Origin of the sequence: Pseudoalteromonas sp. C8, from assembly GCF_011378685.1 — a bacterium.
In the GTDB taxonomy this organism is placed as follows: Bacteria; Pseudomonadota; Gammaproteobacteria; order Enterobacterales; family Alteromonadaceae; genus Pseudoalteromonas; species Pseudoalteromonas arctica.
Genome location: NZ_WTKT01000007.1, coordinates 108,795 through 134,778 on the forward strand (window position 1 = coordinate 108,795; position 25,984 = coordinate 134,778).

The 25,984-nt window shown below is 39.1% G+C and carries 24 protein-coding genes; 20 read left to right on the forward strand and 4 right to left on the reverse strand.

Features of this window, described 5'->3' with window-relative positions; all coding sequences use genetic code 11:
* Positions 1-78 precede the first annotated feature (78 nt).
* Positions 79-594, forward strand: a complete 516-nt coding sequence (locus GQR39_RS08700) for a DUF2937 family protein (RefSeq protein WP_165735393.1) — start codon at positions 79-81, stop codon at positions 592-594.
* On the opposite strand, the gene GQR39_RS08705 is transcribed toward GQR39_RS08700, so the two are convergent.
* Positions 574-1,461 (reverse strand): LysR family transcriptional regulator, encoded by an 888-nt coding sequence (locus GQR39_RS08705; protein ID WP_007585683.1) that lies wholly within the window; start codon positions 1,459-1,461, stop codon positions 574-576. The two genes, GQR39_RS08700 and GQR39_RS08705, sit on opposite strands and share 21 nt — an antisense overlap.
* Before the next feature lie 122 nt (positions 1,462-1,583).
* Between GQR39_RS08705 and GQR39_RS08710 the strand changes: the two genes are divergently transcribed.
* From GQR39_RS08710 to GQR39_RS08745, 8 genes are all read left to right on the forward strand, one after another.
* Positions 1,584-2,234 (forward strand): peroxiredoxin-like family protein, encoded by a 651-nt coding sequence (locus GQR39_RS08710; RefSeq protein ID WP_007585680.1) that lies wholly within the window; start codon positions 1,584-1,586, stop codon positions 2,232-2,234.
* Positions 2,234-3,001, forward strand: a complete 768-nt coding sequence (locus tag GQR39_RS08715) for a haloacid dehalogenase type II (RefSeq protein WP_010554072.1) — start codon at positions 2,234-2,236, stop codon at positions 2,999-3,001. Before GQR39_RS08710 ends, GQR39_RS08715 begins: the two co-directional genes overlap by 1 nt.
* A gap of 220 nt (positions 3,002-3,221) precedes the next feature.
* Positions 3,222-3,830, forward strand: coding sequence for a PilZ domain-containing protein (locus tag GQR39_RS08720; RefSeq protein ID WP_007585675.1), 609 nt, complete (start codon positions 3,222-3,224; stop codon positions 3,828-3,830).
* Positions 3,831-3,887: 57 nt separating this feature from the next.
* A complete protein-coding gene (locus GQR39_RS08725; RefSeq protein WP_165735394.1) occupies positions 3,888-4,943 on the forward strand; it encodes an agmatine deiminase family protein in 1,056 nt (351 codons plus the stop codon).
* Entirely contained in the window at positions 4,940-5,833 is an 894-nt protein-coding gene (locus GQR39_RS08730) for a carbon-nitrogen hydrolase (protein ID WP_024608294.1), read from the forward strand. Before GQR39_RS08725 ends, GQR39_RS08730 begins: the two co-directional genes overlap by 4 nt.
* Before the next feature lie 59 nt (positions 5,834-5,892).
* On the forward strand, positions 5,893-9,366 hold the full coding sequence (mfd, locus tag GQR39_RS08735; RefSeq protein WP_165735395.1) for a transcription-repair coupling factor: 3,474 nt from the start codon (positions 5,893-5,895) through the stop codon (positions 9,364-9,366).
* On the forward strand, positions 9,366-10,202 hold the full coding sequence (locus GQR39_RS08740; protein ID WP_101163971.1) for a peptidoglycan binding protein CsiV: 837 nt from the start codon (positions 9,366-9,368) through the stop codon (positions 10,200-10,202). Before mfd ends, GQR39_RS08740 begins: the two co-directional genes overlap by 1 nt.
* 19 nt (positions 10,203-10,221) lie before the next feature.
* Complete coding sequence (locus GQR39_RS08745; protein ID WP_007585664.1) at positions 10,222-10,476, forward strand: hypothetical protein; 255 nt, start codon at positions 10,222-10,224, stop codon at positions 10,474-10,476.
* Between the two features lie 49 nt (positions 10,477-10,525).
* Here GQR39_RS08745 and GQR39_RS08750 read toward each other — a convergent pair whose 3' ends face one another.
* The 3 genes from GQR39_RS08750 to GQR39_RS08760 form a co-directional block, all read right to left on the reverse strand.
* Positions 10,526-11,878 (reverse strand): hypothetical protein, encoded by a 1,353-nt coding sequence (locus GQR39_RS08750; RefSeq protein ID WP_007585662.1) that lies wholly within the window; start codon positions 11,876-11,878, stop codon positions 10,526-10,528.
* Positions 11,879-11,982: 104 nt separating this feature from the next.
* Complete coding sequence (locus GQR39_RS08755) at positions 11,983-14,433, reverse strand: TonB-dependent receptor (RefSeq protein WP_007585660.1); 2,451 nt, start codon at positions 14,431-14,433, stop codon at positions 11,983-11,985.
* A gap of 614 nt (positions 14,434-15,047) precedes the next feature.
* Positions 15,048-15,473 (reverse strand): hypothetical protein, encoded by a 426-nt coding sequence (locus GQR39_RS08760; RefSeq protein WP_165735396.1) that lies wholly within the window; start codon positions 15,471-15,473, stop codon positions 15,048-15,050.
* Between the two features lie 339 nt (positions 15,474-15,812).
* Between GQR39_RS08760 and ccoN the strand changes: the two genes are divergently transcribed.
* From ccoN to ttcA, 11 genes are all read left to right on the forward strand, one after another.
* Positions 15,813-17,246 (forward strand): cytochrome-c oxidase, cbb3-type subunit I, encoded by a 1,434-nt coding sequence (ccoN, locus tag GQR39_RS08765; protein ID WP_007585649.1) that lies wholly within the window; start codon positions 15,813-15,815, stop codon positions 17,244-17,246.
* Positions 17,247-17,258: 12 nt separating this feature from the next.
* Positions 17,259-17,933 (forward strand): cytochrome-c oxidase, cbb3-type subunit II, encoded by a 675-nt coding sequence (ccoO, locus tag GQR39_RS08770; RefSeq protein WP_010554062.1) that lies wholly within the window; start codon positions 17,259-17,261, stop codon positions 17,931-17,933.
* 6 nt (positions 17,934-17,939) lie between these two features.
* Positions 17,940-18,125: a cbb3-type cytochrome c oxidase subunit 3 gene (locus tag GQR39_RS08775; protein ID WP_010554061.1), complete on the forward strand. Its 186-nt coding sequence runs from the start codon at positions 17,940-17,942 to the stop codon at positions 18,123-18,125.
* Positions 18,122-19,156 carry a cytochrome-c oxidase, cbb3-type subunit III gene (ccoP, locus tag GQR39_RS08780; RefSeq protein WP_024597381.1) on the forward strand — a complete coding sequence of 345 codons (1,035 nt, stop codon included), beginning with the start codon at positions 18,122-18,124 and terminating at the stop codon, positions 19,154-19,156. Before GQR39_RS08775 ends, ccoP begins: the two co-directional genes overlap by 4 nt.
* 148 nt (positions 19,157-19,304) lie before the next feature.
* The gene (locus GQR39_RS08785; RefSeq protein ID WP_024599143.1) at positions 19,305-19,796 is read left to right on the forward strand and encodes a FixH family protein; all 492 of its coding nucleotides are present in this window, start codon (positions 19,305-19,307) and stop codon (positions 19,794-19,796) included.
* Between the two features lie 7 nt (positions 19,797-19,803).
* Positions 19,804-22,179 (forward strand): heavy metal translocating P-type ATPase, encoded by a 2,376-nt coding sequence (locus GQR39_RS08790; RefSeq protein ID WP_165735397.1) that lies wholly within the window; start codon positions 19,804-19,806, stop codon positions 22,177-22,179.
* Complete coding sequence (ccoS, locus tag GQR39_RS08795; protein ID WP_002963071.1) at positions 22,176-22,343, forward strand: cbb3-type cytochrome oxidase assembly protein CcoS; 168 nt, start codon at positions 22,176-22,178, stop codon at positions 22,341-22,343. The genes GQR39_RS08790 and ccoS overlap by 4 nt, the downstream gene beginning before the upstream one ends.
* On the forward strand, positions 22,336-23,007 hold the full coding sequence (locus GQR39_RS08800) for a sulfite exporter TauE/SafE family protein (protein WP_024594369.1): 672 nt from the start codon (positions 22,336-22,338) through the stop codon (positions 23,005-23,007). The genes ccoS and GQR39_RS08800 overlap by 8 nt, the downstream gene beginning before the upstream one ends.
* Positions 23,008-23,074: 67 nt before the next feature.
* The gene (locus tag GQR39_RS08805) at positions 23,075-23,812 is read left to right on the forward strand and encodes an FNR family transcription factor (RefSeq protein ID WP_007585636.1); all 738 of its coding nucleotides are present in this window, start codon (positions 23,075-23,077) and stop codon (positions 23,810-23,812) included.
* A gap of 103 nt (positions 23,813-23,915) precedes the next feature.
* Positions 23,916-24,842, forward strand: coding sequence for a universal stress protein UspE (gene uspE / locus GQR39_RS08810; protein WP_007585634.1), 927 nt, complete (start codon positions 23,916-23,918; stop codon positions 24,840-24,842).
* 170 nt (positions 24,843-25,012) lie between these two features.
* Entirely contained in the window at positions 25,013-25,927 is a 915-nt protein-coding gene (ttcA, locus tag GQR39_RS08815; RefSeq protein WP_007585631.1) for a tRNA 2-thiocytidine(32) synthetase TtcA, read from the forward strand.
* The last annotated feature ends 57 nt before the right edge of the window (positions 25,928-25,984 follow it).

Consider the following 25,984-nt stretch of genomic DNA (forward strand, 5'->3'; position numbering starts at 1 on the left):
ACCGACAGGTTACGAGTTTTTGATATAAAAACAAGCTCAAATGTTAATTCTGGGTTATTTAAATGGATAGGAAGATAAATGAGTAAATTTTTAGATTACATCCGGCTTAGTTTCTTTGCATTCGGTTTACTACTTGGAGTGCAAATTCCTGCATTTGTAAGCGATTTTGGCCAAGCATTATCAGCCCAATTAATTGAAGCTAATAATGCTATTGCGCCTTTTAAAAACGATGCAGCTAAGTATTTTAATAATGATTTAAATAAGCTAATTAAACACTATAAAAATATTGATGATGGGATTGTGAATAAAGGTGCAAGTAATATCAGTACACTTTACACACGACAACAAGACTTACAAATCGCTGTAAATAGGTTTGCGCAATCTCCATATATTTTTACTATGATCAGTGGCATGTGTGATGTAAAGCAACAAGTGTGGCAACGCTTCGAAGGTCAAATCATTTTAAAAAAAGACTCTATTATAGCCGCCATTGTTGCAGCTATTATAGTTGCCTTACTTGCCGAACTTACTGGTTATTTGTTTTTAACTGGAGTAAAACGCTCATTTAAACGCTTATTCGCAGCTCAAAAATAGTGATTTCATAAAGTCATAAAATACATCGGTTTTGCGGGTAGTTAAGCTATTTTGCGGACGCAAAAACCAAACTGGTGCATCATCTTGTGCCATGACACCGGGCATAACTTCAACTAAAATGCCATTTTTAATATCTTCATGAATAGCTATCATTGATTTAATTGCAATGCCATGACCTGCAATGGCTGCTTGAGTCATATTGTCGGAATTAGAAATAGTAAAGCGTGTTCTTGCATTAAAAGTATGTGTTTTACCTTGTTCATCAAAAAGCTTTAATTGGCGCTGCCACGGCAGGCAAACCCAATAGTGTTCGCTCAATTGAGCTAAGCTTTTAGGCATGCCATATTTTTTTATGTAGCTAGGAGCTGCGCAAAGTATACGTTTGTTGTTTACTATTTTTCGTGACAGTAAACCGGAATCATTTAATTGTCCTACACGAATTGCCACATCTTGTGCGTCATCAACCACATTTACAAAATGATCAGTAATTAAAAAATCAAGTTTTAGTTCAGGATAGGCCTGCTCTAACTCATTAAGTCTTGGCATTACGTATTTTGAAAAAATCCAAGGGGGCATAGTCACGCGTAATAAACCACTCACAGATGAACTACGCGCACCAATACTATGCTCAGCGTCGTGCAGCGCCTCCATTATAGCGCCAACTCGCGTATAAAATATTTCACCTGCGGGAGATAACCGTACTCGTCGGCTATCTCTAAAAACAAGTACTGTTGCAAGCTCACGTTCTAATTTACTTAAGCGATGGCTTACCGTTGCAGGCGATAAACGCTGCTCGCGCGCAGCAGCAAGCACCCCTTTATTTTCAACTACTGCTATAAATGTTTCTAGGTCGCTTAAATTATACATAAAGATGCCATTGTGCACTTTTCAATGTTTAACATTTTCGAATGAAGCTTTCAGTTTTGCAATGTTTATTTAAATATGTAAAACACTATAATTGCAAATAGTCTAATTATTGAGGTTCAATCATGAGTTTAAAAGCGCAAATAGATGCCTATAACGTACAAAAAGATGCCAAGTTACCGGCTGACGTTTTAGCATTAATGAACACTACAAACGAAGAGCTTATTGCACAGCATATTAAAGACAATGCGTTGCAAATTGGTCAAAAGGTAGAAAACTTCAGCCTAGCCAACCATAACGGCGAAAACATTGAGCTTGCGGATTTATTAAAAAAAGGCCCGGTAATTATTAGCTTTTATCGTGGTGGCTGGTGCCCATATTGTAATTTAGAGCTAAAAGCACTTAATGACTACTTACCGCAATTTAAAACTCAAAATGCTCAGTTAGTCGCAATATCACCACAACTGCCTGATGAAACTCTCTCAACTGCACAAAAAAACGATCTTGAGTTTGACGTGCTTTCAGATGTTAGTAATAAAGTAGCTGAGCAATTTGGTTTATTGTTTACACTTGATGAGCGTATTCAAGCGTTATACACACAATTTGGTATTGATTTTGAACACTACTACGGCGATAAAAGCTTTAAATTGCCGCTACCGGCTACTTATGTGATAAACCAAGAAGGTGTTATTACATACGCATTTTTAAACGAAGACTACACCCTACGCGCAGAACCTACTGATATTATGGCAGCACTTGAATCGGAGAATAACTAATGTCTATTTTAAAATCGTTAAAAACACTTACTCTTTCACTACTTGTAGGCACAAGCCTTGTATCTGGTTATGCAGTCGCTGATGAACCAAAAGAACAAACAAAGCCCAAAGTGCTTATTTTTGATGTAAACGAAACCCTACTTGATTTAACGTCAATGCGTACCTCTATTGGTAAAGCACTAGGCGGGCGTGAAGATTTATTACCACTTTGGTTTTCGACTATGCTGCACCATTCATTAGTAGATACAGTAAGCGGTAGTTATCACGACTTTGGGCAAATTGGGGTGGCATCACTCCTTATGGTTGCTCAAAATAACAATATTGATATTACTAGTGAACAAGCTAAAACAGCTATTGTTACGCCTCTTTTAACGCTTCCTCCACACAGCGATGTTAAAGAAGGACTGGCAAAACTTAGAGCTCAGGGCTATAAGTTAGTAAGCCTTACAAATTCTTCAAACAAAGGTGTAAAGGCACAGTTTGAAAGCGCTGGTTTAATGTCTTACTTTGATGCACGTTACAGCATTGAAGATATTAAAATTTACAAACCAGACTTACGTGCTTATGAATGGGTACTTAAAAAGCTAAATGTAGCACCAAATGAAGCTATGATGGTTGCAGCCCATGGCTGGGATGTTGCTGGCGCAAAAGAAGCAGGCTTACAAACCACTTTCATTGCGCGCCCAGGTAAAGCACTTTACCCATTAGCTAAAAAACCAGATCACGTTGTGAAAGATTTACATGAATTAGCCGCTCTACTTAAATAAGTATGCGCTGATGAATCAATACCCAAGCGGCCAATGTTAGGATGACATTGGCCGCTTTTTTATAACTACCCCTAAATATGTCTTAGTGTATTTATTTTCATAATCAGTATGTTAAAAATTGAATGTAAACAAAGCATTTAGCCCACTATGAGTTATTTTATCTGCTAGCAATTTAGTACTCACAACGCTACTATTAAATAAATACGTGGTGGAGAACATAATGAATAGTGAAAGATTAGGTGAGTTTGAGCAGTACTTTCAAATTAATGAAAGTATAAGAGTGAATTTATTCGCCGTATCGAACGGACAAGTTCCTAAATCGCAGCTTGAGCTAGAAGACGATATCCCCCCACTATTTAGATTAGCAAATGAAGTAAGTGAACTTGAGCAAAGCTCGTTACGCCCGCTGCGTAACTTAGGCGATATAGCACAAGAACTAGCTACATTTTTACAAGCGCAGTCACGTAAAATAGATTTAATAATGAGCCATATTTTGGCCTCAGAACAAGCCCAAGATAATGCAATTCAATGTGATAGCTACGGCGGGGGCGGTATTCGCTTTACATCACCCGAAGTACATTCAATTGGCCAAGCATTTAGAACAAAACTGTTTTTGCACCACGAAGCCTCTGCGGTTTATTGTTACACCGAAGTTGTGGCAGTAGAAAAACAAGATAGCGAACATTACCAATACACTATGCTCTTTACCGCAATTAGAACCACTGACCAAGAACTTATTGTTAGAGCGAGTTTACATGCTCAAACCCGTCAACTTAAAAAACGTCAAGAACTTGATCAAAACCAAGCCGACCTAAACAGTGATAATTAGCTGACATCTTTATGTAAAATGCTAAACTAGCGTCATCTTAATTAGTATATAAAATTCATGAACTTTAGACTTTTACCAGAATGGGCCGAGCAAGACGCTGTTATGCTTACATGGCCTCATAAAGACACAGATTGGGCTGATAATTTAGCACGTGTAGAACCTGTATATATTGAGCTTGCTAAGCATATAACAACGCAGCAACAGCTTGTTATTGTGGCGCATAATAGTGCCTTAAAAATGCATATTACAGCATTGCTAAATAGCGCTAACATCTCTCTTAAACGTGTTCATTTTGTAGTAACGCCTACCAACGATACCTGGGCGCGCGATCATGGTCCGCTTACTTGCGCCGCTATTGATTCACCAGAACAACTAAAAGTATATGATTTTACTTTTAATGGTTGGGGCAATAAATTTGAAAGCGCATTAGACAATCAAATTAATCGTACTTTGGTAAAAGAGCTAAGTAGCACAAACAACCAATATCAAGCGCTCGATATGGTACTTGAAGGTGGCGGTATTGAAATAAACGAGCATGGTGTGTTGCTAACAACCAGCGAATGTTTGCTTAACAAAAACCGTAACTCAGATTTAAACCCTGCTGACATAGAAGTACTTTTAAAAGAGCACTTGGGCGCAACACATTTTTTATGGGTTGATCATGGCTATTTAGCGGGTGATGACACCGACAGCCACATTGATACCTTAGTGCGCTTTGCTCCAAATAATACCCTTGTATATGTACAGTGTGACGATAAAACTGATGAGCACTTTAGCGCACTTGATGCAATGGAAAAACAACTAAAAACCTTTAAAACTGCCGATAACACCCCATATAACTTAATTGAGTTACCGTGGCCAAAAGCCGCTTATGACGATGAGCAAACACGCTTACCGGCTACCTACGCTAACTACTTAATTATTAATAACGCGGTGCTTGTGCCAACGTATAATGATGCTAATGATGAACGTGCTCTAGCACAAGTTCAAAAAGCATACCCACAACACACTATTATTGGCGTAAATTGCCAACCAATTATTGAACAATTTGGCAGCCTGCACTGTATTACAATGCAATTACCTCGTGGATTTTTAGCTGGAGCAGCACAATGACAAGCCCTGCAAAATTAACCGTTGCGTTAGTGCAACAAAGCAATACCGATAACGCTCAGCACAATATGGCAAAATCAATGAGTGCCATTCGTGAAGCCGCTCAAAAAGGTGCAAAACTGGTTGTACTTCAAGAGCTACACCGAAGCCTCTATTTTTGCCAAACCGAAAATGTTGACGTATTTGATTTAGCCGAAACCATTCCAGGCCCTAGCAGTAACGCCTTAGGTGAGCTTGCTAAAGAGCTAAGCATTGTTATTGTGGCCTCTTTATTTGAAAAACGCGCTACGGGCCTTTATCACAACACTGCGGTTGTATTAGAACAAGATGGCAGTATTGCGGGTAAATACCGCAAAATGCATATTCCTGATGACCCTGGTTTTTACGAAAAATTCTACTTTACCCCAGGTGATATCGGTTTTGAGCCTATTCAAACCTCGGTGGGTAAATTAGGCGTGCTAGTATGTTGGGATCAATGGTTTCCTGAAGCTGCGCGTTTAATGGCAATGGCAGGCGCTGAGGTGTTAATTTACCCAACCGCTATTGGTTGGGATCCTAACGACGACATTGCTGAGCAAACTCGTCAAAAAGATGCGTGGGTTATTAGTCAGCGTGCCCATGCTGTTGCCAATGGTGTACCGGTAATTAGCTGTAACCGTGTCGGCCATGAAAGTGACCCAAGTGCGCAAAGCGATGGTATTGCGTTTTGGGGGAATTCGTTCATTGCAGGCCCACAAGGTGAATTATTAGCAGAGGCTAATAATACTGATGAGCAAATTTTAGTTGTTGAAATTGATCAAAAACGCTCAGAAAACGTAAGACGTATCTGGCCGTTCTTGCGTGACCGTAGAATTGATCACTATAAAGACCTAACAAAAATATACCGAGACTAAGAAATCTTAACTCAAGATGGCTCTTACTTGCTAAGAGCCAACTATAAATGGAGTAATAAATGGCGTTTGAGCAATGGGCAGCCTTGCCTTGGGTAAAATCTCAAAAAGATAAAATTCAATGGGGCCAGCTAAGCGGAAGTGGTTTAAGTATTGCCATTGCTGAAGGCGTTAAACAACAAGACAACTTAGTCTTGATTGTTTCTCCTGATACACCAAGCGCACTACGCCTTGAAACAGAATTAGAATATTTATTACCCGATAACCCAGTAATGGTATTTCCTGATTGGGAAACTCTGCCATACGATCACTTTTCTCCCCATCAAGATATTATTTCAGCCCGTTTAGCCACTTTAAACACCTTAAAAAAAGAACAACAAAGTGTGTTAATTGTGCCTGTATCTACCTTAATGTTGCGCACAGCCCCGGCCTCGTTTATTTACGGTTCAACAATAAACTTTAAAGTGGGCGACAAACTAGACACTCATAACTTTCGTGACAATTTAGAGCAAGCCGGTTATTTAAATGTTCAACAAGTAATGGAGCACGGCGAATACGCTATACGCGGCTCTATCGTTGACTTATATCCAATGGGCAGCCCGCATCCATTTAGACTCGATTTTTTTGATGACGAACTCGACACAATTCGCTTATTTGATGTAGAAACGCAGCGTTCTGATGAAAAAGTAGATAAAATTGAGCTACTTCCAGCGCATGAATTTCCTACTAACGACGCTGATATTGAACGTTTTAGAATAAGCTACCGCGAAAAATTTGGTGCAAGCTCGCAGCAAGACTCTGTATACATGCAAGTAAGCAAAGGTAACTGGCCTGCCGGTATCGAATACTACATGCCGTTGTTTTTTGAAAAGCTAGCGACTATTTTTGACTACCTGCCAGATACAACAACTGTTATGCAGCTGGGTGATTTAGAGCACGCAGCAGATAATTTTTGGCACGATGTAAATGTACGCTATGAGAACCGCAGAGTTGACCCACTTCGTCCATTACTTGAACCCAATGCGCTTTATCAGCCTATTGAAGAGCTGTTTTCTAATTTAGGCAATTTTGCACGTATTCGTTTATCTCTTGCAAAGCTTGGTACTAAAGCGGGCAATAAAAACTTAAGCGTTAGCGAGCTACCAGCGATTAGAATTGATCATAAGCAGCATGAACCTTATGCCGCGTTTATAAATTATGTAGCAGAGCAAAAAAAGAAAAAAGGCCGCATATTACTCAGTGTTGAATCCGATGGTCGTCGCGAATCATTACTGAGCATTCTAAAACCAAGCGGTTTAAAATTTAAAGAATTTGAAACACTCGAACAATTTACAAAAAGCGCGAGTGATGTAGGTTTAATAGTAAGCCCGCTTGAACAAAGTGTAGTACTTGGTACTAAACCAAGCCTTTCTATTATTACCGAGCAAGAACTGCTAGGTATTAAAGTATCTCAACGCAGACGCCGCAAGCACAAGTACGAAGCCAGCCAAGATGCGCTAATCCGTAATTTAGCTGAGCTTAAAGAAGGCCAACCTGTTGTGCATCTCGATCATGGTGTTGGCCGTTACCAAGGTTTGCAAACAATTGATGCCGCAGGTGTAGTTACTGAGTTTGTTACGATTACTTACGCAAGTGAAGCTAAATTGTACGTGCCAGTATCTGCATTGCATATGCTGAGTCGTTACTCTGGTGGTGAAGAAGCCAGCGCCCCGCTGCATAAGCTTGGCTCAGATGCATGGGAAAAAGCAAAAAAACGTGCGGCTGAAAAAGTTCGCGATGTAGCAGCCGAATTACTCGACATTTATGCACAGCGCCAAGCAAAACCCGGTAATAAATTTACTCTAGACGCCCCTGCATATCGCCAATTTAGCGATAGCTTCCCGTTTGAAGAAACTGACGATCAGCGCAACGCCATAGAAGCGGTGTTAGGTGATATGCAATCAAAGCAAGCCATGGACCGCTTAGTGTGTGGTGACGTAGGCTTTGGTAAAACAGAAGTGGCCATGCGCGCTGCTTTTGTAGCGGTTAACGATGATAAACAGGTAGCCATTTTAGTGCCTACCACCTTGCTGGCTCAGCAGCACTTTGAAAACTTTAAAGACCGCTTTGCTGATTTTCCTATTGAAGTTGGTGTACTTTCGCGCTTTAACTCCACTAAAGAGCAAAAAGACACGCTTGAAAAAATGGCGAACGGTAAGCTCGATATAGTTATTGGCACACATAAACTTATTCAGCATGACATTAAATTTAACGATTTAGGCTTACTCATTGTTGATGAAGAGCATCGCTTTGGTGTTCGTCAAAAAGAGAAAATTAAAGCCCTGCGTGCCGATGTAGACATACTCACACTAACTGCAACGCCAATACCGCGTACACTTAACATGGCCATGAGCGGCATGCGCGATTTATCAATAATCGCAACGCCACCGGCTAAACGTTTAGCGGTAAAAACCTTTGTACGCCAACGCGATGTAGAACTAATACGCGAAGCTGTACTACGTGAAATTAAACGTGGTGGCCAAGTTTACTTTTTGCATAACAATGTGGAAACTATTGACCGTGTTGCGCAAGAAATTAGTGAATGGGTGCCTGAAGCAAGCGTCACCTCAGCCCATGGTCAAATGCGCGAGCAAGAGCTTGAGCAAATAATGACTGACTTTTATCATCAAAAATACAACGTGCTGGTATGTACCACGATTATTGAGACCGGTATTGATGTACCAACAGCCAATACCATTATTATGGATAGAGCAGATAAACTTGGCCTTGCGCAATTACACCAATTACGTGGACGAGTTGGTCGAAGCCATCATCAAGCGTATGCCTATTTACTCACAGGTGACCCAAAAGCACTTTCTAAAGATGCGAGTAAACGCTTACAAGCAATCGAATCGTTAGAAGATTTAGGCGCAGGTTTTGCCCTCGCTACACACGATTTAGAAATTCGTGGTGCGGGTGAGTTACTTGGCGACGATCAATCAGGTCAAATGCAAACTATCGGTTTTAGCTTGTACATGGAAATGCTCGAGCAAGCCGTAAATGCGCTACGTGAAGGAAAAGAGCCAACGCTTGAAAATCTACTTAAAAAACAAACCGAAGTAGATTTAAAACTGGCTGCATTATTACCAGATGACTACATACACGATGTAAATGCACGCCTAGGTATGTACAAGCGAGTTGCTAGTTGTGCTAACCTTGATGATATGGATGAACTACAGGTAGAACTTATAGACCGCTTTGGTTTACTGCCTGATGCCGCTAAAAACCTATTTAGCCTACAACTATTAAAAATGCAGGCAAGTAATTTAGGGATAACAAAAATTGAGGCAAATCCAAAAGGTGGTTACTTTGAGTTTAGCCAAGATACTAAGGTTAACCCTAGCTTCATCATTGGTTTGATACAAAGTGCGCCTAAGGTGTACAAAATGGATGGCGCAAATAAACTGCGCTTTGCAATTAGTGAAGCTAACGCTCGCGAACGCTTAAAAATGGTCACTGCAATGATTGCAGATTTCGAAAAAAAGGTTAGCCATTAATGTTGCTAAAAAAATCGCTAGTTATTTTATGCTGCTTGTTTAGCAGCACTGCATTTGCAGAACGCTGGTTTGAGGTTGAGGTGCTTGTATTTAAGCAGCGCCCTGCTCCGTATTTGCAAGAAGATTTTACACTTAAGCACAAAGCTATTGAGGATAAAAACTCTCTAGATTTAATGACCCCTCTTTATACAGAGCAAGCAATGCAAGCCTGTATAGATGGTGATGAGCGTTTTCAAAAACGCTCTTTTACCGACTCATTAGTTAATTCAAACCCGCAATCGGGTGTATGCGGTGACAGTACAAACTACCTACAAAGCTACGATGAGCTACCTATAACACCTCTAGCACCTGCTAAAGATGATATGCAGCAAACTTATTTATTAGCGCCAGAACAACTGCAATTTAAAGCGCAGTACCGACAGCTAGATCGCAAAGGATTAACACCTATTCTACATACTGGCTGGCGCTTTGAAGGCGCAAGTAAATCGCGTGCTCCAAGTATGCATTTAATAGCAGGTAAACACCTTAAAAGTGATTCCAACGTAACCCCTAGCTATTCAAATCCTGATTTTATAAGTTTATTAAATTCACAACCTGAACTATTTAACGACCCAAACCAATCAAAAGCAGAATGGGAACTAGACGGTTTATTTAAAATACACTTACGACATTATTTATACATTACAGCTAATTTTGATATTAGCCAAAAACTAGAAAATGGCGATATAGAGTCAGCCCGCTTTTCTCAGTTTAGACGTGTAATAAGTGGTGAAGTACATTACTTTGACCACCCACGAATGGGCATGATCGTCCAAATCAGAAAATTCAAACATTAATACTAAGTAGGATATAACAATGAAAAAACTCCTTATCATCGCAGCTACATTAAGCCTTGCGGCTTGTTCTAAGGTAAGTCTTGAGAGTTACGAAAAAATCAAAGTAGGTATGGATAAGACTGAAGTTGAAACCATTTTGGGAAGTGCAGATAATTGTGTTGAAAAAACACTGCATACTAATTGTGTGTGGGGCGACGAAGCAAAAAATATCGAGATCACGCTAGTATCAAACAAAGTAACTTTATATAGTAAACATGGTTTAGCTAATAAATAAATTTAAAAAAGGGACTGATTTTATCAGTCCCTTTTTTAATTACTAAAATTCATTTTTTGGAGTAGATAAGCTCAATATTAACGATTTTACTACGATTTAACGTTATTTTATAGCGTTGGTAGAGTGTTCTATCTTCCTCAGTTAGCACAAGCACCATGTTTAATTGATAACGCCGTTCAACCGCCTGCTTAGAAATTTTATTACTATCTAAATGATATAACTTCCCTTCACCACGCTTTAAATAACGCGCAAATGGTGCAAGACTAAATTGCAGTGTTTGTTGCAGTGTATCGTAACCGGGTAAAAATTCTTTGGCACTAACACGTGTCTCACTTGCAAAGTGTAACCACTGCGCGGCTTGTTTATTTTGCTGACGACGCTTTGAAAAAATAGATCTAACTTCTTTAGGTATTTTTTTAAAGCGTGTGTATTCAAGCCAAATTAGCTGACTCGCTATTTTGTCTTTGGTAATACTATTTTTAAAACTAAATCGCCACTTAGGTCGCCCTTGTACAATAGCTCGCCAGATCATACGTGTAATGTCTTCTTTAAATATTTCACGTAGTCCGTAAATGACCCCCAAAATTAAAATAAGCGTCGCGGTGACTTCAGTAAACGTTGAGCGGGCATTAAGTATCACAACCATCACAAATGCCATGATAACAGCTGTTACAGTGCCTTTAACTAATCGTTTAAGGTAGCTGTTAAGAAAACGCGTTTGGCGCTGTAATATAACGCCATGCTCAATTAAACGTTGTAACAAGCGCATTTTATTTGTTATTCGATTTGCGTCTTGCATGGTGGTTTCAGAATTGTAGCTTTTCTCTGCTCGGTACGTATTTTCGTTTTTACAAAACTGCAGTAAATCGTTACGCTCTTTAGCATAATCGCTACTACGTGGGCCTTCATCTAAAAGCTTTAAAAATGATTGTTCGACATGCCAACTTAAATAGTTATCAGCATTGGTAAAAAATGGAAGTAGTTTTTCGTCATCTGGCGTGTAGCGACGCAGCTTTTTTAAAAGTCCTTCACTTTGTTCATATACTTCGTTAGCGCGTTTATAAAAGTCTTCTGCTTCATCAATTTTTAACGCGTCTTTAATGTCGGCATCAAGGGCTAAACGCACTTGGTAACAAAATAAATTAAGGTTTTGACGGTAATCTTGCTGCTCACCTTTGTTTTTACTAACAAAACGGCTTCGTACTAATGGCAAGTGTATATTGTTAGCATTGTAGGCTAAATGCGATTTAAAGTGGTTATTAAAGTAAGATTCTTCGGTAAGCGTTTGCGGATTAATCCCCATTTCATTAGGGATAGAAAAATACAGATCTATGCGCTGTTCAGAACGAGGAGTTAGCTCTGGTTCAATGACAAAAGATAAGTTTTCATCTTGTTTTAACAATCAGTTCTCCTTCTAAAATATCGTTTTAGTGTACTTGTCTCCTTTGTTTTGTTCAATAAAAAAGGCTCAGTAAATACTGAGCCTTAATACGATTAATGTGCTAGTTAAAACTTGTAGTTTACACTTGCAAAAACACGTGAACCAATTACATCATAAACTTCTGGAACAGTACCCATATCGTTACCACCTAATACTTTCTCAGGCTCTTTATCGAAAATGTTGTTCATGCCACCAGTAAATCGTAATGCATCATTCAAGTTGTAGCTCATTGAAATATCGTGGTAAATAACGTTGTCAGTACTAAAGTTTTCACCGTAGTAGTCACCATCCATTCCACGAAGGAATCTTGCGTTATAAAGGATATTTAATGAATCAGTTAGATCGTAATTAACTGAAAGGTTAGACTTTATTTTAGAGTAACCACCGATGTTGCCATCAATAGTACCTGTGTAATTAATGTCATCTTCTTCAAACTTAATTAAATAAGTTGTATCAAGGTTTATACGGTAGTTATCTGCAGAGTAGCTAATATTCCAATCAACACCTGACGTTTCTTGAGAACCTACGTTAGTAAGTGCTGAACTTAGGTTAGATAAGTCACCAGATTGTGTAATGTTTACTGATGAACATGATTCTGAGTCACCTGCAAAACAGCTATTCATTTCGTTTTGAACATCTAAGCGAGTAATCGCATTAGTAATATCAAACTTCCAGTAATCTAGAGTTGTTGATAAACCGTCAGCTACTTCCCAAACCATACCAAAAGTGAAAGAGCGACTTTCTTCGGCTTTAAGATCGTTATCACTTGTGTAGTTTACAAGTATTTGAGCATCTTGTTCGTTGCCCCATGGATCAGCTAGGTAATCGTACGAACCTGAGTTACCACCAAACAGTTCTGATACGTTTGGTGCTCTAAAGCCAGTAGCTAATACAGAACGAACCATAAACTCTTCAGTTACATTCCACGTTGCACCAAGTTTCCACGTTGTTTCGCCACCAAAGGTAGAGTAGTTATCGTAGCGAGCAGCACCTTCAAGGGTAACAGTCTCTAATACCGGCATAGATGTTTCAAAGTAGATAGACTGTACTGAGAAATCACCTTCAGTTGGATCTTGTTGTGCAGCTGTGCTCTCACCAAGCTGAGTAATTAGATCTGGTGTGTAGTAACCACTTTCAAAGCGGTTTTCTACACCGATTGCGTAACCAATATCACTTTCTGTTACTGCGCTATAACCAGCTGAAAGAATAAATTGCTCGTTACCACCTTCGTTTGACTCAGTATAAATTGAATCGTTAGATGTTAATAAGCTACGATCTAAAGAATCACCGCTGAACCAAAGAGCTTGGTTTGCATAAATGCTTTCTTCAACTCGACTTGCATTAATTGAGTTTTGAACTTTATCTTTTGAGTCATTACGACCGTAAGTTGCACTTACATCCCAGCTTGCATCGTTATCTAATAAACCTTGTAATGCAACAGATACACGGTAAGTGTCAGTTTCTTGCTCATAAATACGAGGACCAGCATCAACCATTCTTCTTCTGTACTCTAAAGAGTCAGCAAGATCGCCTGTATCTGCGTCACGGAAGCTATCTGTGTAAGTTGAATCCAAGCTAGAAGTACTTAAATCAATACTTGCTGGTTGTGGTGCAAGTTGTTGATTAGATTCACGACGTGTATACATCAAATCAACATTAAATGTAGTGTCTGAGTCTAGCTCTTTGTCAAAACTAGTAAATAAGCTGTATAGCTCATTAGGTGTTTGAGCATAGCTTGATGTTGTGAAGTCGTATGAAGTAGTTCTATCTGCAAAAACACCATTACCCTGGTAAGTTCTGCCGCCCAGTGTTCCTTCAGGGATAAATGAAGACTCGCCAGGCTCTACAAAACGACGATCCGACTGAATTACTTCACCACGGTTTGAGTATTGAGCACCAACAACTAAGTTGCCATCGGCAATATTCATTCCGTGTAATAAACTAACACCGTAGTTATTGCCATCACCTTTTGTAGTGCGGCTGCCTTCAACGTTTAGCTCTGAACCTTCAAAATCTTTCTTTGTTATGATGTTAACAACACCAGCAATAGCATCAGAGCCATATACTGCAGACGCGCCGTCTTTTAAGATTTCGATAGATTTGATCATTGCTACAGGAATGGTATTTAAATCAACAGAAGAATCTGCGCCAGTACCTGAAGAAACCATACGACGACCATTTAATAATACCAGTGTGCGTTGCGAACCCATACCACGTAAGTTAACTGTCGCAGAACCACCTGAACCATTATTACTTGAAGCGCCTAAGCTAATACCAGCAGCTGATGGCTGGGTAGAAAGTATGTCAGCAACAGATGTGAAACCACTTTTTGCAATGAAGTCATCACCGATAACTGTGATTGGGCTTGCTGTTTCCATATCAGTACGGTTAATACGAGAGCCCGTCACCTGAATTTTTTCAATTGATGTAGCTGCTTCGTCAGCCGCTAAAACTTGCACACTTGAGAACATTGGTATTGCTGCAATTACAGCTAAGCCAAGAGTTGATTTTTTCATGAAAGAACCCTACTTGTTGAAGTTTACCTTTATTGGTAATGCTCACTTGTTATAAGAATAGTGAGTCAGATGGGCAACTTAGGCGCTTTTAACTGAACGAAAACTTAACACCAGTACGTTTTTTATCAACCAACAAAATAGAACAACTCTTTTGGGGACATACGTTACAACTTGTTTCATTGTTAACGAATAAATACATTTAAATATCAATAGCATAAACAATTTAAGATACTTAAATAACACAGTTGAAACCAAACTGGTCAACTTTGTAATTCAATGTAACTAATCGAATTATGTACCAAATTCAGATAAATTAACAAGTTAATCACAGCAAATTATTAAAACCGCAAAACTAAATGTTAATTACTAACCGAATTTACGCATGTTTGGTGCTTAAATAGCTTTATTTGACTACTTTGCGGTTTTTTTGATTAGACTTTTTGTTCAGCCACAATTAAAACTGTGTCTTTATTGAATTAGTTTCATATTATAAAAACTTAATTGGCTACTTGATTCAAATAGCAGTTTTAGTGATCTTCTCGCTTAAATAATCGTATGGATAACAATGCAAACTTCTAATGATAAATGGATTGCATGAAAGTTAGGTATTAAGCCTAATACGTTACATAAAAAGAGTAATTTAGTGTTTGTATTAAAGAGGTTGTATTATCTTTAACGGTTAGCTCTAAATTCCAGAGCATATTTTGCTCAGAACAAATGCCAACCATGGTATTACTCTGCCACAGGCCATTATGTTTTTTAAATTGCTGAGGAATGTAACCCATATACATAGTAATGCCTTTAAGCTTGGCATCTTCAATTGTAAGGTTTGTTGGTAAATCACTAAAAATAGTAAATGGAGTTTCGGGAGAAAGGGTTTTCTCGCTTAACCATACTTTAACATCATTTGAAAAAGTACAAGGCAAATTGGCTGTGCATGTGGCATTTTTTAGAAACTTTTCATCTGTATTTTTGGAAAAATCACACGCTGTTAATAAAAAAAATACCGCCGTGAATAAACTTAATCTATATATAAGCATAACAATTTCGCACTAAAGAAAAACAAATACTAATAATCGCGACTGCAAATAACAAGTGCGAGTGTTACTATTAAGCCAAATTAGGCACAAACTGTATCAAAAAATAAACAACAAGCTCACAAACATTGATTGATGTCATAATTTTATGTAATTGACCTATCTTTTTTAGGCCAAAAAATTTATCATTTCACCCGCAAAAAATAAGGGTTTCTCAAGTTTTTTTTCTGAAGCTTTCATGTATTGAAAGTTTTAGATAACACGCTTGAGAAAATAGTAGGCCCCACTTTTAAAGGTGGGTAATTCATTTCTAAACGCATTTATTGCAGCGGAAGCCAGAAAATGAGCCAAACAGTAGCATCACAAACTGAGTATAACTATAAGGTTGTACGCCAATTCGCTATTATGACAGTGATTTGGGGCATCGTTGGCATGAGTATTGGGGTTCTGATTGCTGCCCAATTAGCTTGGCCAGCACTTAACTTTGATACACCATGGTTAACTTACTCTCGACTACGTCCGTTACACACGAACGCAGTAATTTTCGCATTTGGTACCAGTGCACTTTTTGCGACGTCTTATTACGTCGTACAACGTACTTGTCAAACGCGTCTTTTCTCAGACAAACTCGCCGCCTTTTCTTTTTGGGGCTGGCAGCTAGTTATTGTATTAGCAGTAATTACATTACCACTTGGTATTACTAGCTCAAAAGAATACGCAGAACTTGAATGGCCAATCGATATTTTAATCGCTGTGGTTTGGATTGTTTACGCTATTGTATTCTTTGGTACTTTAATCAAGCGTAAAGTGTCGCACATTTATGTTGCTAACTGGTTCTATGCTGGCTTTATTATTACTGTTGCAGTACTACACATTGTAAACAGCATGGCAGTGCCTGTATCGTTAACTAAATCATATTCAATCTATGCAGGTGCCGTAGATGCTATGGTTCAGTGGTGGTACGGTCATAACGCTGTAGGTTTCCTACTTACTGCTGGTTTCTTGGGTATGATGTATTACTTTGTACCTAAACAAGCAGGTCGTCCAGTGTACTCATACCGTTTATCGGTAGTTCACTTTTGGGCTCTAATTTCATTATATATCTGGGCTGGTCCTCATCACCTTCACTACACAGCGCTTCCTGATTGGACGCAAAGTTTAGGTATGGTTATGTCTATTATCCTATTCGTACCGTCTTGGGGTGGTATGATCAACGGTATTATGACGCTATCTGGCGCGTGGCATAAACTACGTACTGATCCAGTACTACGCTTCTTAGTTGTTTCATTGTCTTTCTACGGTATGTCTACGTTTGAAGGCCCAATGATGGCAATTAAATCTGTAAATGCGTTATCTCACTACACAGATTGGACAATCGGCCACGTACACTCAGGTGCACTAGGTTGGGTTGCTATGATTTCAATTGGTGCTATTTACCACTTAATTCCTGCGTTATTCGCGCAAGGTCGTATGTATAGCGTTAAATTGGTTAATACCCACTTCTGGTTACACACTGTAGGTGTTGTTTTATACATTGTTGCAATGTGGATTTCAGGTGTAATGCAAGGTCTAATGTGGCGTGCAGTGAATGCTGACGGTACATTAATGTACAGCTTTGTGCAGTCTTTAGAAGCGTCGCATCCTTTCTATATCATGCGCTTTGTAGGCGGTGTATTCATCGTAACGGGTATGTTAGTTATGGCTTATAACGTTTACCGCACTATTTCAGCTGAGAAAGAATCTCTGAAACTAGACGCGCAAGCACAATTAGCATAACGGAGTGAGATGATGAGCAAGAAAAATTCACAAAACAAACATGAAATAGTAGAAAAGAACGTTGGCCTTATGGCTATTCTGACTGTTTTTGCTATTAGCTTTGGCGCACTAGTTGAGATCACTCCGCTAATGTTTCAAGACGATACAACTAAACCAGTGGAGGGTTTACGCCCTCTTAACGCTTTAGAAATGGAAGGCCGCGACCTTTACGTGCGTGAAGGTTGTTCTAACTGCCACTCACAAATGATTCGTCCTTTTCGTGATGAAGTTGAGCGTTATGGTCACTACTCTGTAGCAGGCGAATCAGTATGGGATCATCCTTTTTTATGGGGTTCTAAACGTACTGGTCCTGACTTGGCTCGTGTTGGTAAGCGCTACTCGGACGATTGGCATTATGCTCACTTAGTTGATCCACGTGCTGTGGTTCCTGAGTCAAACATGCCAGGCTTTCCTTGGTTAGCAGAGAATACGGTTGATACAAGCCTTACTCTGAAAAAACTACAACTTTTCCGTGATACTTTTGCTATTAACCCAGAAAACCCAAAACATCCGGGTTTAGGTTATGGCGATGATGCAGAGCTTCAAGCAGATGTTGATAAAGTTAATGCTATGAATGATGGCAAAGGCGCAACAGAAATCCAAGCTCTCATCGCGTATTTACAGCAACTTGGTACCCACTTGAAGTAAAAAATTATGGATTACGGAACATACAGAGGTATTTTGACTCTGGTAATTTTAGTATTGTTTATTGTGATTGTTGCATGGGCATATAGCAAGCGAAGCAAAACTCGTTTTGACAGCGCTGCTAATGCCATTTTTGAAGATGAAAAAAAACATGACAACACGCTCTCTAACGAGGAAAAGGAGTCTGAAAAATGACTAGCTTTTGGAGTATTTGGGTTATTGTTTTAACCCTTGCATGCTTATGCATCATCTTTGGCCTATTAGTTTGGAACTTAAAAAACTATGCTGGCGTAAAAGAAGGTGAAAGCTGTGGACATGAATTTGACGGCATTGAAGAGCTAAATAATCCACTACCAAAATGGTGGACTTACATGTTTTTCGCAACTTTTATTTGGTCAGTATATTACCTTGCAGCTTACCCAGGTTTAGGCAACTGGGAAGGTTTGGGTAAATGGACGAGTTCTAACCAAGGTATTACGTCTTTAGCTGAATCTAAAAAAGCAGTTGCAGAGGCCAAAGCAGAAGGTCGCTTTGTTAAACTTGATAAAGAGTATGAAGCTGCAGAAGAGCGCTTCGGTCCTATTTTTAATAAATTGGCACAGGTACCGGTTTTAGATTTAGTTAATTCTAAGTTTGAAGGTGACGCAGCGCAGCAAGTAGCACTTGATAATGGCGACAAACACGAGCAAACAGATGGTCAATTAGCCATCGAAATTGGTCAGCGTTTGTTCTCACAAAACTGTGCGCAATGTCATGGCTCTGATGCGCGTGGTGGTACCGGCTTTCCTAACCTAACTGATAAAGATTGGTTATATGGCGGAACACCAGACAAAATTAGAGAAACACTCCTTAATGGTCGTATAGCTGCAATGCCAGCTTGGGGCGATGCTCTTGGTGAGCAAGGCGTTAAAGAAATGACAGCACATGTGCTAAGCCTTTCTGGCCGTACTGTTAACCAAAAAGATGCAGCAGCAGGTGCAGCTAAGTTTGCAATGTGTGCCGCATGTCACGGTGCTGACGGTAAAGGGTCGGTTGCACATAACCTACCATTTGGCGCGCCTAACCTGACAGATAACATTTGGTTATATGGTGGTTCTCAACGTGCAGTTGAAGAAACACTTAACCATGGTCGTGCTGGTGTAATGCCTGCATGGAAAGACATTTTAGGTGAAGAAAAAATTCACTTATTAACAGCCTATGTTTACAGTTTATCGCAAGATAAATAAGCATGCGGTTAATAAAATGTTTATAAATTAATTTATTTAATTCAATAGATTAATCCAGATCAAAAAAGCCTCCACTGTGAGGCTTTTTTTTAGTCTTTTACGTATAAATCCTATAAAATAAACCTCCCTAAACTAATTTAGAGCAACTATGCAACCTACTCCGTGGTATAAGAATTTTTGGCCTTGGTTTTTAATCTTTTTTCCGTTAGTGGCCATTATTGGCTGTATTAGCCTATTTATTACGGCAATAGGTAACGGTCCAGATATGGTTGTTGACGACTACTACAAAAAAGGTAAAGCAATCAACTTAGAACTTACTAAGTTTGAAAAAGCAAAAGCGCTTTATCTGCATGGCGGATTAAATGTAACCAATGAGCGCGTAAGCTTTAAATTTACAAAAGGCGACAGCAGCAATGTGCATGTATTAAAACTCTCTTTTTACCACCGCACAATTAAAGCACATGACTTTACCGCTACTCTAACCCCTAATGCCAATCAAGAATTTACAGCACTACTTGATAAGTACACACCAGGTGCCTACTCAGTATTTATTGAGCCTATAGATGGCAGTTGGAAAATGAAAGAAAATATAACGTTACCAACTGAACAAACTGTTTTAGTTACTCCTAATTATAAGTAGTATAACTATGTCTAACTCTTGTTTTCATTGCCTTGAAAATGTGCCAAACGGATTTAGTGCAAGCGTTATAATTGACGATAAAGCCCAGCCAATGTGTTGCATTGGCTGCCAAGCTGTTGCACAAAACATCGTTGACCAAGGTATGACCGATTACTACAAATATCGGACCGTACGTGCAGGTAAAGTGGAACAATTGGTACCCGAGCAACTCGCATTTATAAAAAGTTATGACAACGAAGACATTCAAGACGAATTTATAGCCACTAACGATAATATCTCAGAAGTATTACTGAGTGTCGAAGGTATAACCTGCGCCGCTTGTGCGTGGCTTATCGAAAAACAACTATTAAATTTAACCTCAGTAAAACGTGTTGATGTAAACACATCCACTAACCGCGCTATGATCCAATGGGATAAAACCACCACCCCATTAAGCGAAATAATTACTGCGCTTGCTAAGATTGGTTATAAAGCCTACCCGTTTCAAGCCGATACTGAATCCCAACAAAAGCAACAAACAGCAAAAGCCTATATTCGCCGTTTAGGTGTTGCCGGTTTAATGACCATGCAAGTAATGATGTTTGCATTTGCCATGTACTTTGGCATGTTTTCAGGCATGGACAGTAATTTTGAGCAGTATTTTAGATGGATCAGCTTAGTACTGGCCTCACCAGTTATTTTATATAGTGCTCTGCCCTTTTTAACCAATGCTATAAATGGACTAAAAGCAAAACAGCTCAATATGGATTTACCCGTATCACTGGCTATTTTTGGTGCGTTTGGTGCAAGTTGTTACGCCACATTTATGCAAGTCGGCGAAGTGTATTTTGAATCTGTGTGTATGTTTACCTTTTTGCTGTTATTAGGTAAATATCTTGAATTTAGAGCGCGTTTAAAAGCCAGCGAGTTTACTGCAAATTTACAAAAATTATTGCCATTAACAGCCCGCACCATTAACGAAAGTGGCGAAGAGCTTATAATTGCAGCCAAAAAACTAAAACTTAATGACGTAGTGCTTATTAAAGCAGGTGAAACAATTCCTGCCGACGGCGAACTTATTAAAGGTAAAACTACGGTTGATGAATCAATGATGACGGGAGAACATCAACCCGTTACAAAGTTTATTGGCCATAATGTCTATGCTGGGTGCGTTAACCACGACGGCGTTATTGAAATAAAAATTAATAAAATTGGTCAAAATACGCTTTTAAACCAAATTATACGCCTGCAACATAACGCTTTAACCAAGCGCCCTAAACTGGTTGAAATTACAGATAAAGTAGCGCAATGGTTTATTGCGTCTTTACTTATATTTGCTTCACTTACAGCTATTGGCTGGTACCAAATTGATCCCGAACATGCATTTTGGATCACTATTTCGGTTTTAGTTGCTACCTGCCCGTGTGCCCTGAGTTTAGCCATACCTACCGCACTCACATGTGCAGTGGCAACGCTTACCCGCAAAGGCGTATTAATAAAACAAGCGCATGTGCTTGAAACGCTCTCACAAATTACTTTATTTGCATTTGATAAAACAGGCACACTTACGCAAGGTAAATTTAGCCTTGATGAAGTAGATATAATCGATAAACAATATACAAAAGCGCAAGCGCTAGATATAGCAGCCATGCTAGAGCGTTATTCTGAGCACCCTATCGCCAGTGCATTTGATGAGTTTACGCCAGCTCACCGCAGTCTTAATAACGTTGAAGTACATCCAGGGCTGGGAATTAGCGCACAAGATGCAACTAATCATTACGCAATTGGTAAAAGTGGTTGGTTTAATAGCAAAAAATCAAATGCACAAGCGAGCTTGTATATAAATAAGCAAGTTGTTGCACGTTTTTACTTTGTTGATAAAGTAAAAAGCGATGCTAAAAAGCTTATAGACTCACTTCAATCGCAAAACTTAACGTGTCACATGTTAACCGGTGACGCGTCAGATGCTGGGCAAAAAGTAGCTAAGCAACTTAAACTTGAAAGTGTGCAATTTGGATGTTCTCCACAAGATAAACAAACCGCCGTTGAGCAATGGTCTTCACAAAATGAAGTCGTTGCAATGGTAGGTGATGGTGTAAACGACAGCCCGGTATTTGCTAGTGCGCACTTATCTATTGCTATGGAAACCGGTGCAGACATATCAAAAAATAGCGCCGATGTAGTGCTTCTTAATAGCGATTTAGCCTCCATTGGTCACTTACTTAATGTAGCAAAACAAACCAGACGTATTATTAAGCAAAATCTTGCGCTGTCTTTATTGTATAATGCTTCAATATTACCACTGGCAGCGTTGGGCTTAGTTGCTCCTTGGATGGCTGTTATTGGCATGTCTGCCAGCTCAATTATTGTGATTAGTAATTCACTAAGGCTATTAAAGTTATGAGCATAATTTACATTTTGATCCCTATCGCCATTTTGTTCGTCATTATTGCTATTGGTGTTTTCTTTTGGGCAGTGAAAAGCGAGCAGTTTTCGGATTTAAACAAGCAAGGTCATAGTATTTTGTTTGAAGATGACAAAGAGCAACATAACAAAAGTAATGATTGACCCTCTTTATACCAGCGCATTTTTAATGGGACTAATCGGTAGCGGTCATTGCATTGCTATGTGTGGTGGTATTGCAAGCTCATTACAACTGGCAAGTGACAAACGTAAAACATTTACCTATTCATTTGCTTATAATATTGGACGTGCACTGAGCTATATGGCTGCAGGTGCACTTGTTGCTGGTATTAGCAGCCAATTTGCAAGGCAAAACACCTCCTTCTCTTTAGTACTTTCGTTCATTGCAGCTATTTTTATGCTCCTCGTTGGCGTGTATATAATGCGCTTGGGCCCTACTTTGCAATGGTTAGAGAAAATTGGTAAAACCTTGGTGTGGCAACACATTGTTAAACTAAATAAATATTTAATGCCTATTAACTCTCCTTTTAAAGCCCTAGGTTACGGTGCTTTGTGGGGATGGCTGCCATGCGGACTTGTTTACTCAGCACTTACATGGGCGATGACTAGCCCAAGTGCCCTTGACGGTGCCTTAGTTATGCTTTGCTTTGCTTTGGGTACTTTTCCCGCGATGATCACATTAGGCGTTACCGCGCAAAAACTAAATACTATTATTAACCATCCATGGACCCGAATTGTATTAGGCAGTGTTATAATTTGGTATGGTATCTACTTATTGATTATTGCAACTGACAAACTGGTACATTAATCTATTCGCATTATTAACCTATAAGGTTATTTTGCAGTCGTGTATAAAAATTTAAACGGATTAAATTATGGATTTCTCTCAAAGTCGCGCTAAAGGTAATTGTGCTATTAGCTGTAATAACTGCAGTATTAGTCAATTGTGTTTGCCATTTTCACTCAATGGCCAAGAAATGGACAAGCTTGACGAAATTATTGAGCGAAAAAAACCACTCCATAAAGGCGACTATCTATTTGAATCAGGTGCACCTTTACAGGCTATTTATGCGGTTCGTTCTGGTTCATTTAAATCGTACACGTTATCGGAGCGAGGTGATGAGCAAATTACCGGCTTTCATTTAGCGGGCGACCTAGTTGGTTTTGACGCAATAAGTAAAATGACTCACCCCAGTTTTTCGCAAGCACTTGAAACGTCAATGGTGTGCGAAATCCCATTCGATACTCTTGATGAACTATCAGGAAAATTACCAAAACTTCGCCAACAAATAATGCGCTTAATGAGCAGTGAAATTACATACGATCAAGAAATGCTGTTATTACTCAATAAAAAATCAGCAGAGGAACGCTTAGCTAGTTTTATTTATAACTTGTCGGAGCGTTTTGGTGAGCGTGGTTTTTCGCGTAAGGAATTTAGATTTACGATGACTCGCGGTGAAATAGGCAATTACTTAGGCCTAACAGTAGAAACCATTAGCCGTTTATTAAGTCGTTTTCAAAAAGCTGACTTAATTAAAGTAGAGGGTAAATTTATTACAATTTTAGATAATGATGCCTTGGCTAAAACAGCGGCTATAGTTAAGCCTCGCTAAATTAAATAGTTTGATTTAGAACAACAATTTATATGCTACCCCTTTAACTGTTTTATATTTACGTTACACTAAATGTACACCCGTTAGGTAAATGGAGTAGCATATGAACACTATTAAACGCATTATTGCGGTTATTGACCCCACCAAAGATGATCAACACGGTTTAGCACGTTCAATAGATTTAGCTAAAAAATCTGGCGCAAGTATTACCGCCTTTATGACGGTTTACGACTTCTCTTACGAAATGACGACTATGCTATCTGGCGATGAACGCGAAGCAATGCGCGATGCCGTACTAAAAGATCGCCAGCTATGGCTAAACGATTTAGTTTCCCCTTACAAAGATATAAATATTGAAACCCAAGTGGTTTGGCATAATCGCCCTTACGAAGCCATAATCGATACTGTAATTGATGAAAAGTACGATTTAGTAATTAAAGGCACACATCAACATGGTGCACTTAAATCAGTTATTTTTACCCCGACCGATTGGCACTTAGTACGCAAATGCCCAGCCCCGGTATTATTTGTAAAAGAAATGGCATGGCCAGCAAACGGTAATATTTTAGCTGCTGTAAATGCGGTTAGTGAAAACGAAGAACATGTAGCACTTAATAAACGCGTTATTAAAGACGCACAATATTTATGTGAACTTGCCAACGCAAAACTTAATTTAGTTAATGCCTACCCAGCAACTCCTATTAATATCGCCATCGAAATTCCTGAGTTTAACCCAGGACTTTATAACGAATCAGTTAAAAAGCATCATCATGAATCAACCAATGCACTTGCTGCAGAGTTTAATTTAAACCCAGAGCAATGTTTTATTGAAGAAGGCCTGCCAGAGGATGTAATCCCTGATGTAGCGAAGCGGTTAAATAGCGAATTAGTTGTTATTGGTACTGTAGGTCGCACGGGCTTAAGTGCCGCTCTTGTAGGTAATACAGCAGAGCATGTAATTGATAGCCTAGACTGTGATGTACTGGCACTCAAACCCGATGGTTACGTGAGCCCTATGGCAAAGGATTAATTTTAAGCCTTATGTACAAGTTATAAGCGAGTTATTTTTACGTGCTAATAAGGCATGTTTAAATCAATTTTAATTACATCCTAAACTCGCATATTCAGGTGGTTTGGGTATAATACGCCCCTTTATTTTTAGCAAATAACTTTGCTGTATTGTTTTACTAGGGGGCGTAATTGTCACACTCAGATCAAGCTAAAGCTCAATTTAACTTAAATAAGCTGCAAAAGCGTTTACGTCGCCAAACTGGTCAAGCCGTTATGGACTTCAATATGATTGAAGAAGGTGACCGTATAATGGTATGCCTTTCTGGCGGCAAAGATAGCTACACAATGCTTGAAATGCTTCAACATTTAAAACGTGTAGCACCTATAAAGTTTGACCTAGTTGTTGTAAATCTTGATCAAAAACAACCTGATTTTCCTGAGCATGTTTTACCCCAGTATCTTGATAAATTAAATGTTGAATACAAAATTGTAGAAGAAGATACTTACAGTATTGTTACCGATATTATCCCTGAAGGTAAAACAACGTGTTCACTTTGCTCACGCTTACGTCGTGGTATTTTATACCGCACAGCAAAAGAACTAGGCGCTACTAAAATAGCCCTTGGTCATCACCGTGACGACATGATTGAAACATTGTTTTTAAATATGTTTTACGGCGGAAAGCTAAAAAGTATGCCGGCTAAATTAATGAGTGATAACGGCGAGCATATGGTTATTCGCCCACTTGCATACTGTAAAGAAAGCGACATAAGCCAATACGCATTTGTACAAGGTTACCCTATCATTCCGTGTAACCTATGTGGCTCGCAAGAAAACTTACAGCGTAAACATACAAAAACAATGCTCGCTAAATGGGATGCGGAGCACCCAGGTCGTATTGAAAGCATTTTTACGGCAATGCAAAACATAGTGCCTTCACATTTAGCTGACGCCGACTTGTTTGATTTTAAAAACTTACAAACCGGTGAAGTAATTGATGGTGGCGATATAGCCCTTGATAAACCAGATATTCCTAAAGTGCCTGTTGCTAATGAGCTTGATGAACAAGAAGCGCCAAGTGTAGTTACTATAAATCTAAGCTAACAAATTTAAGGGGGTTGTATTTATGTACAACCCCCTTAAATTTACCAATTCAGCATT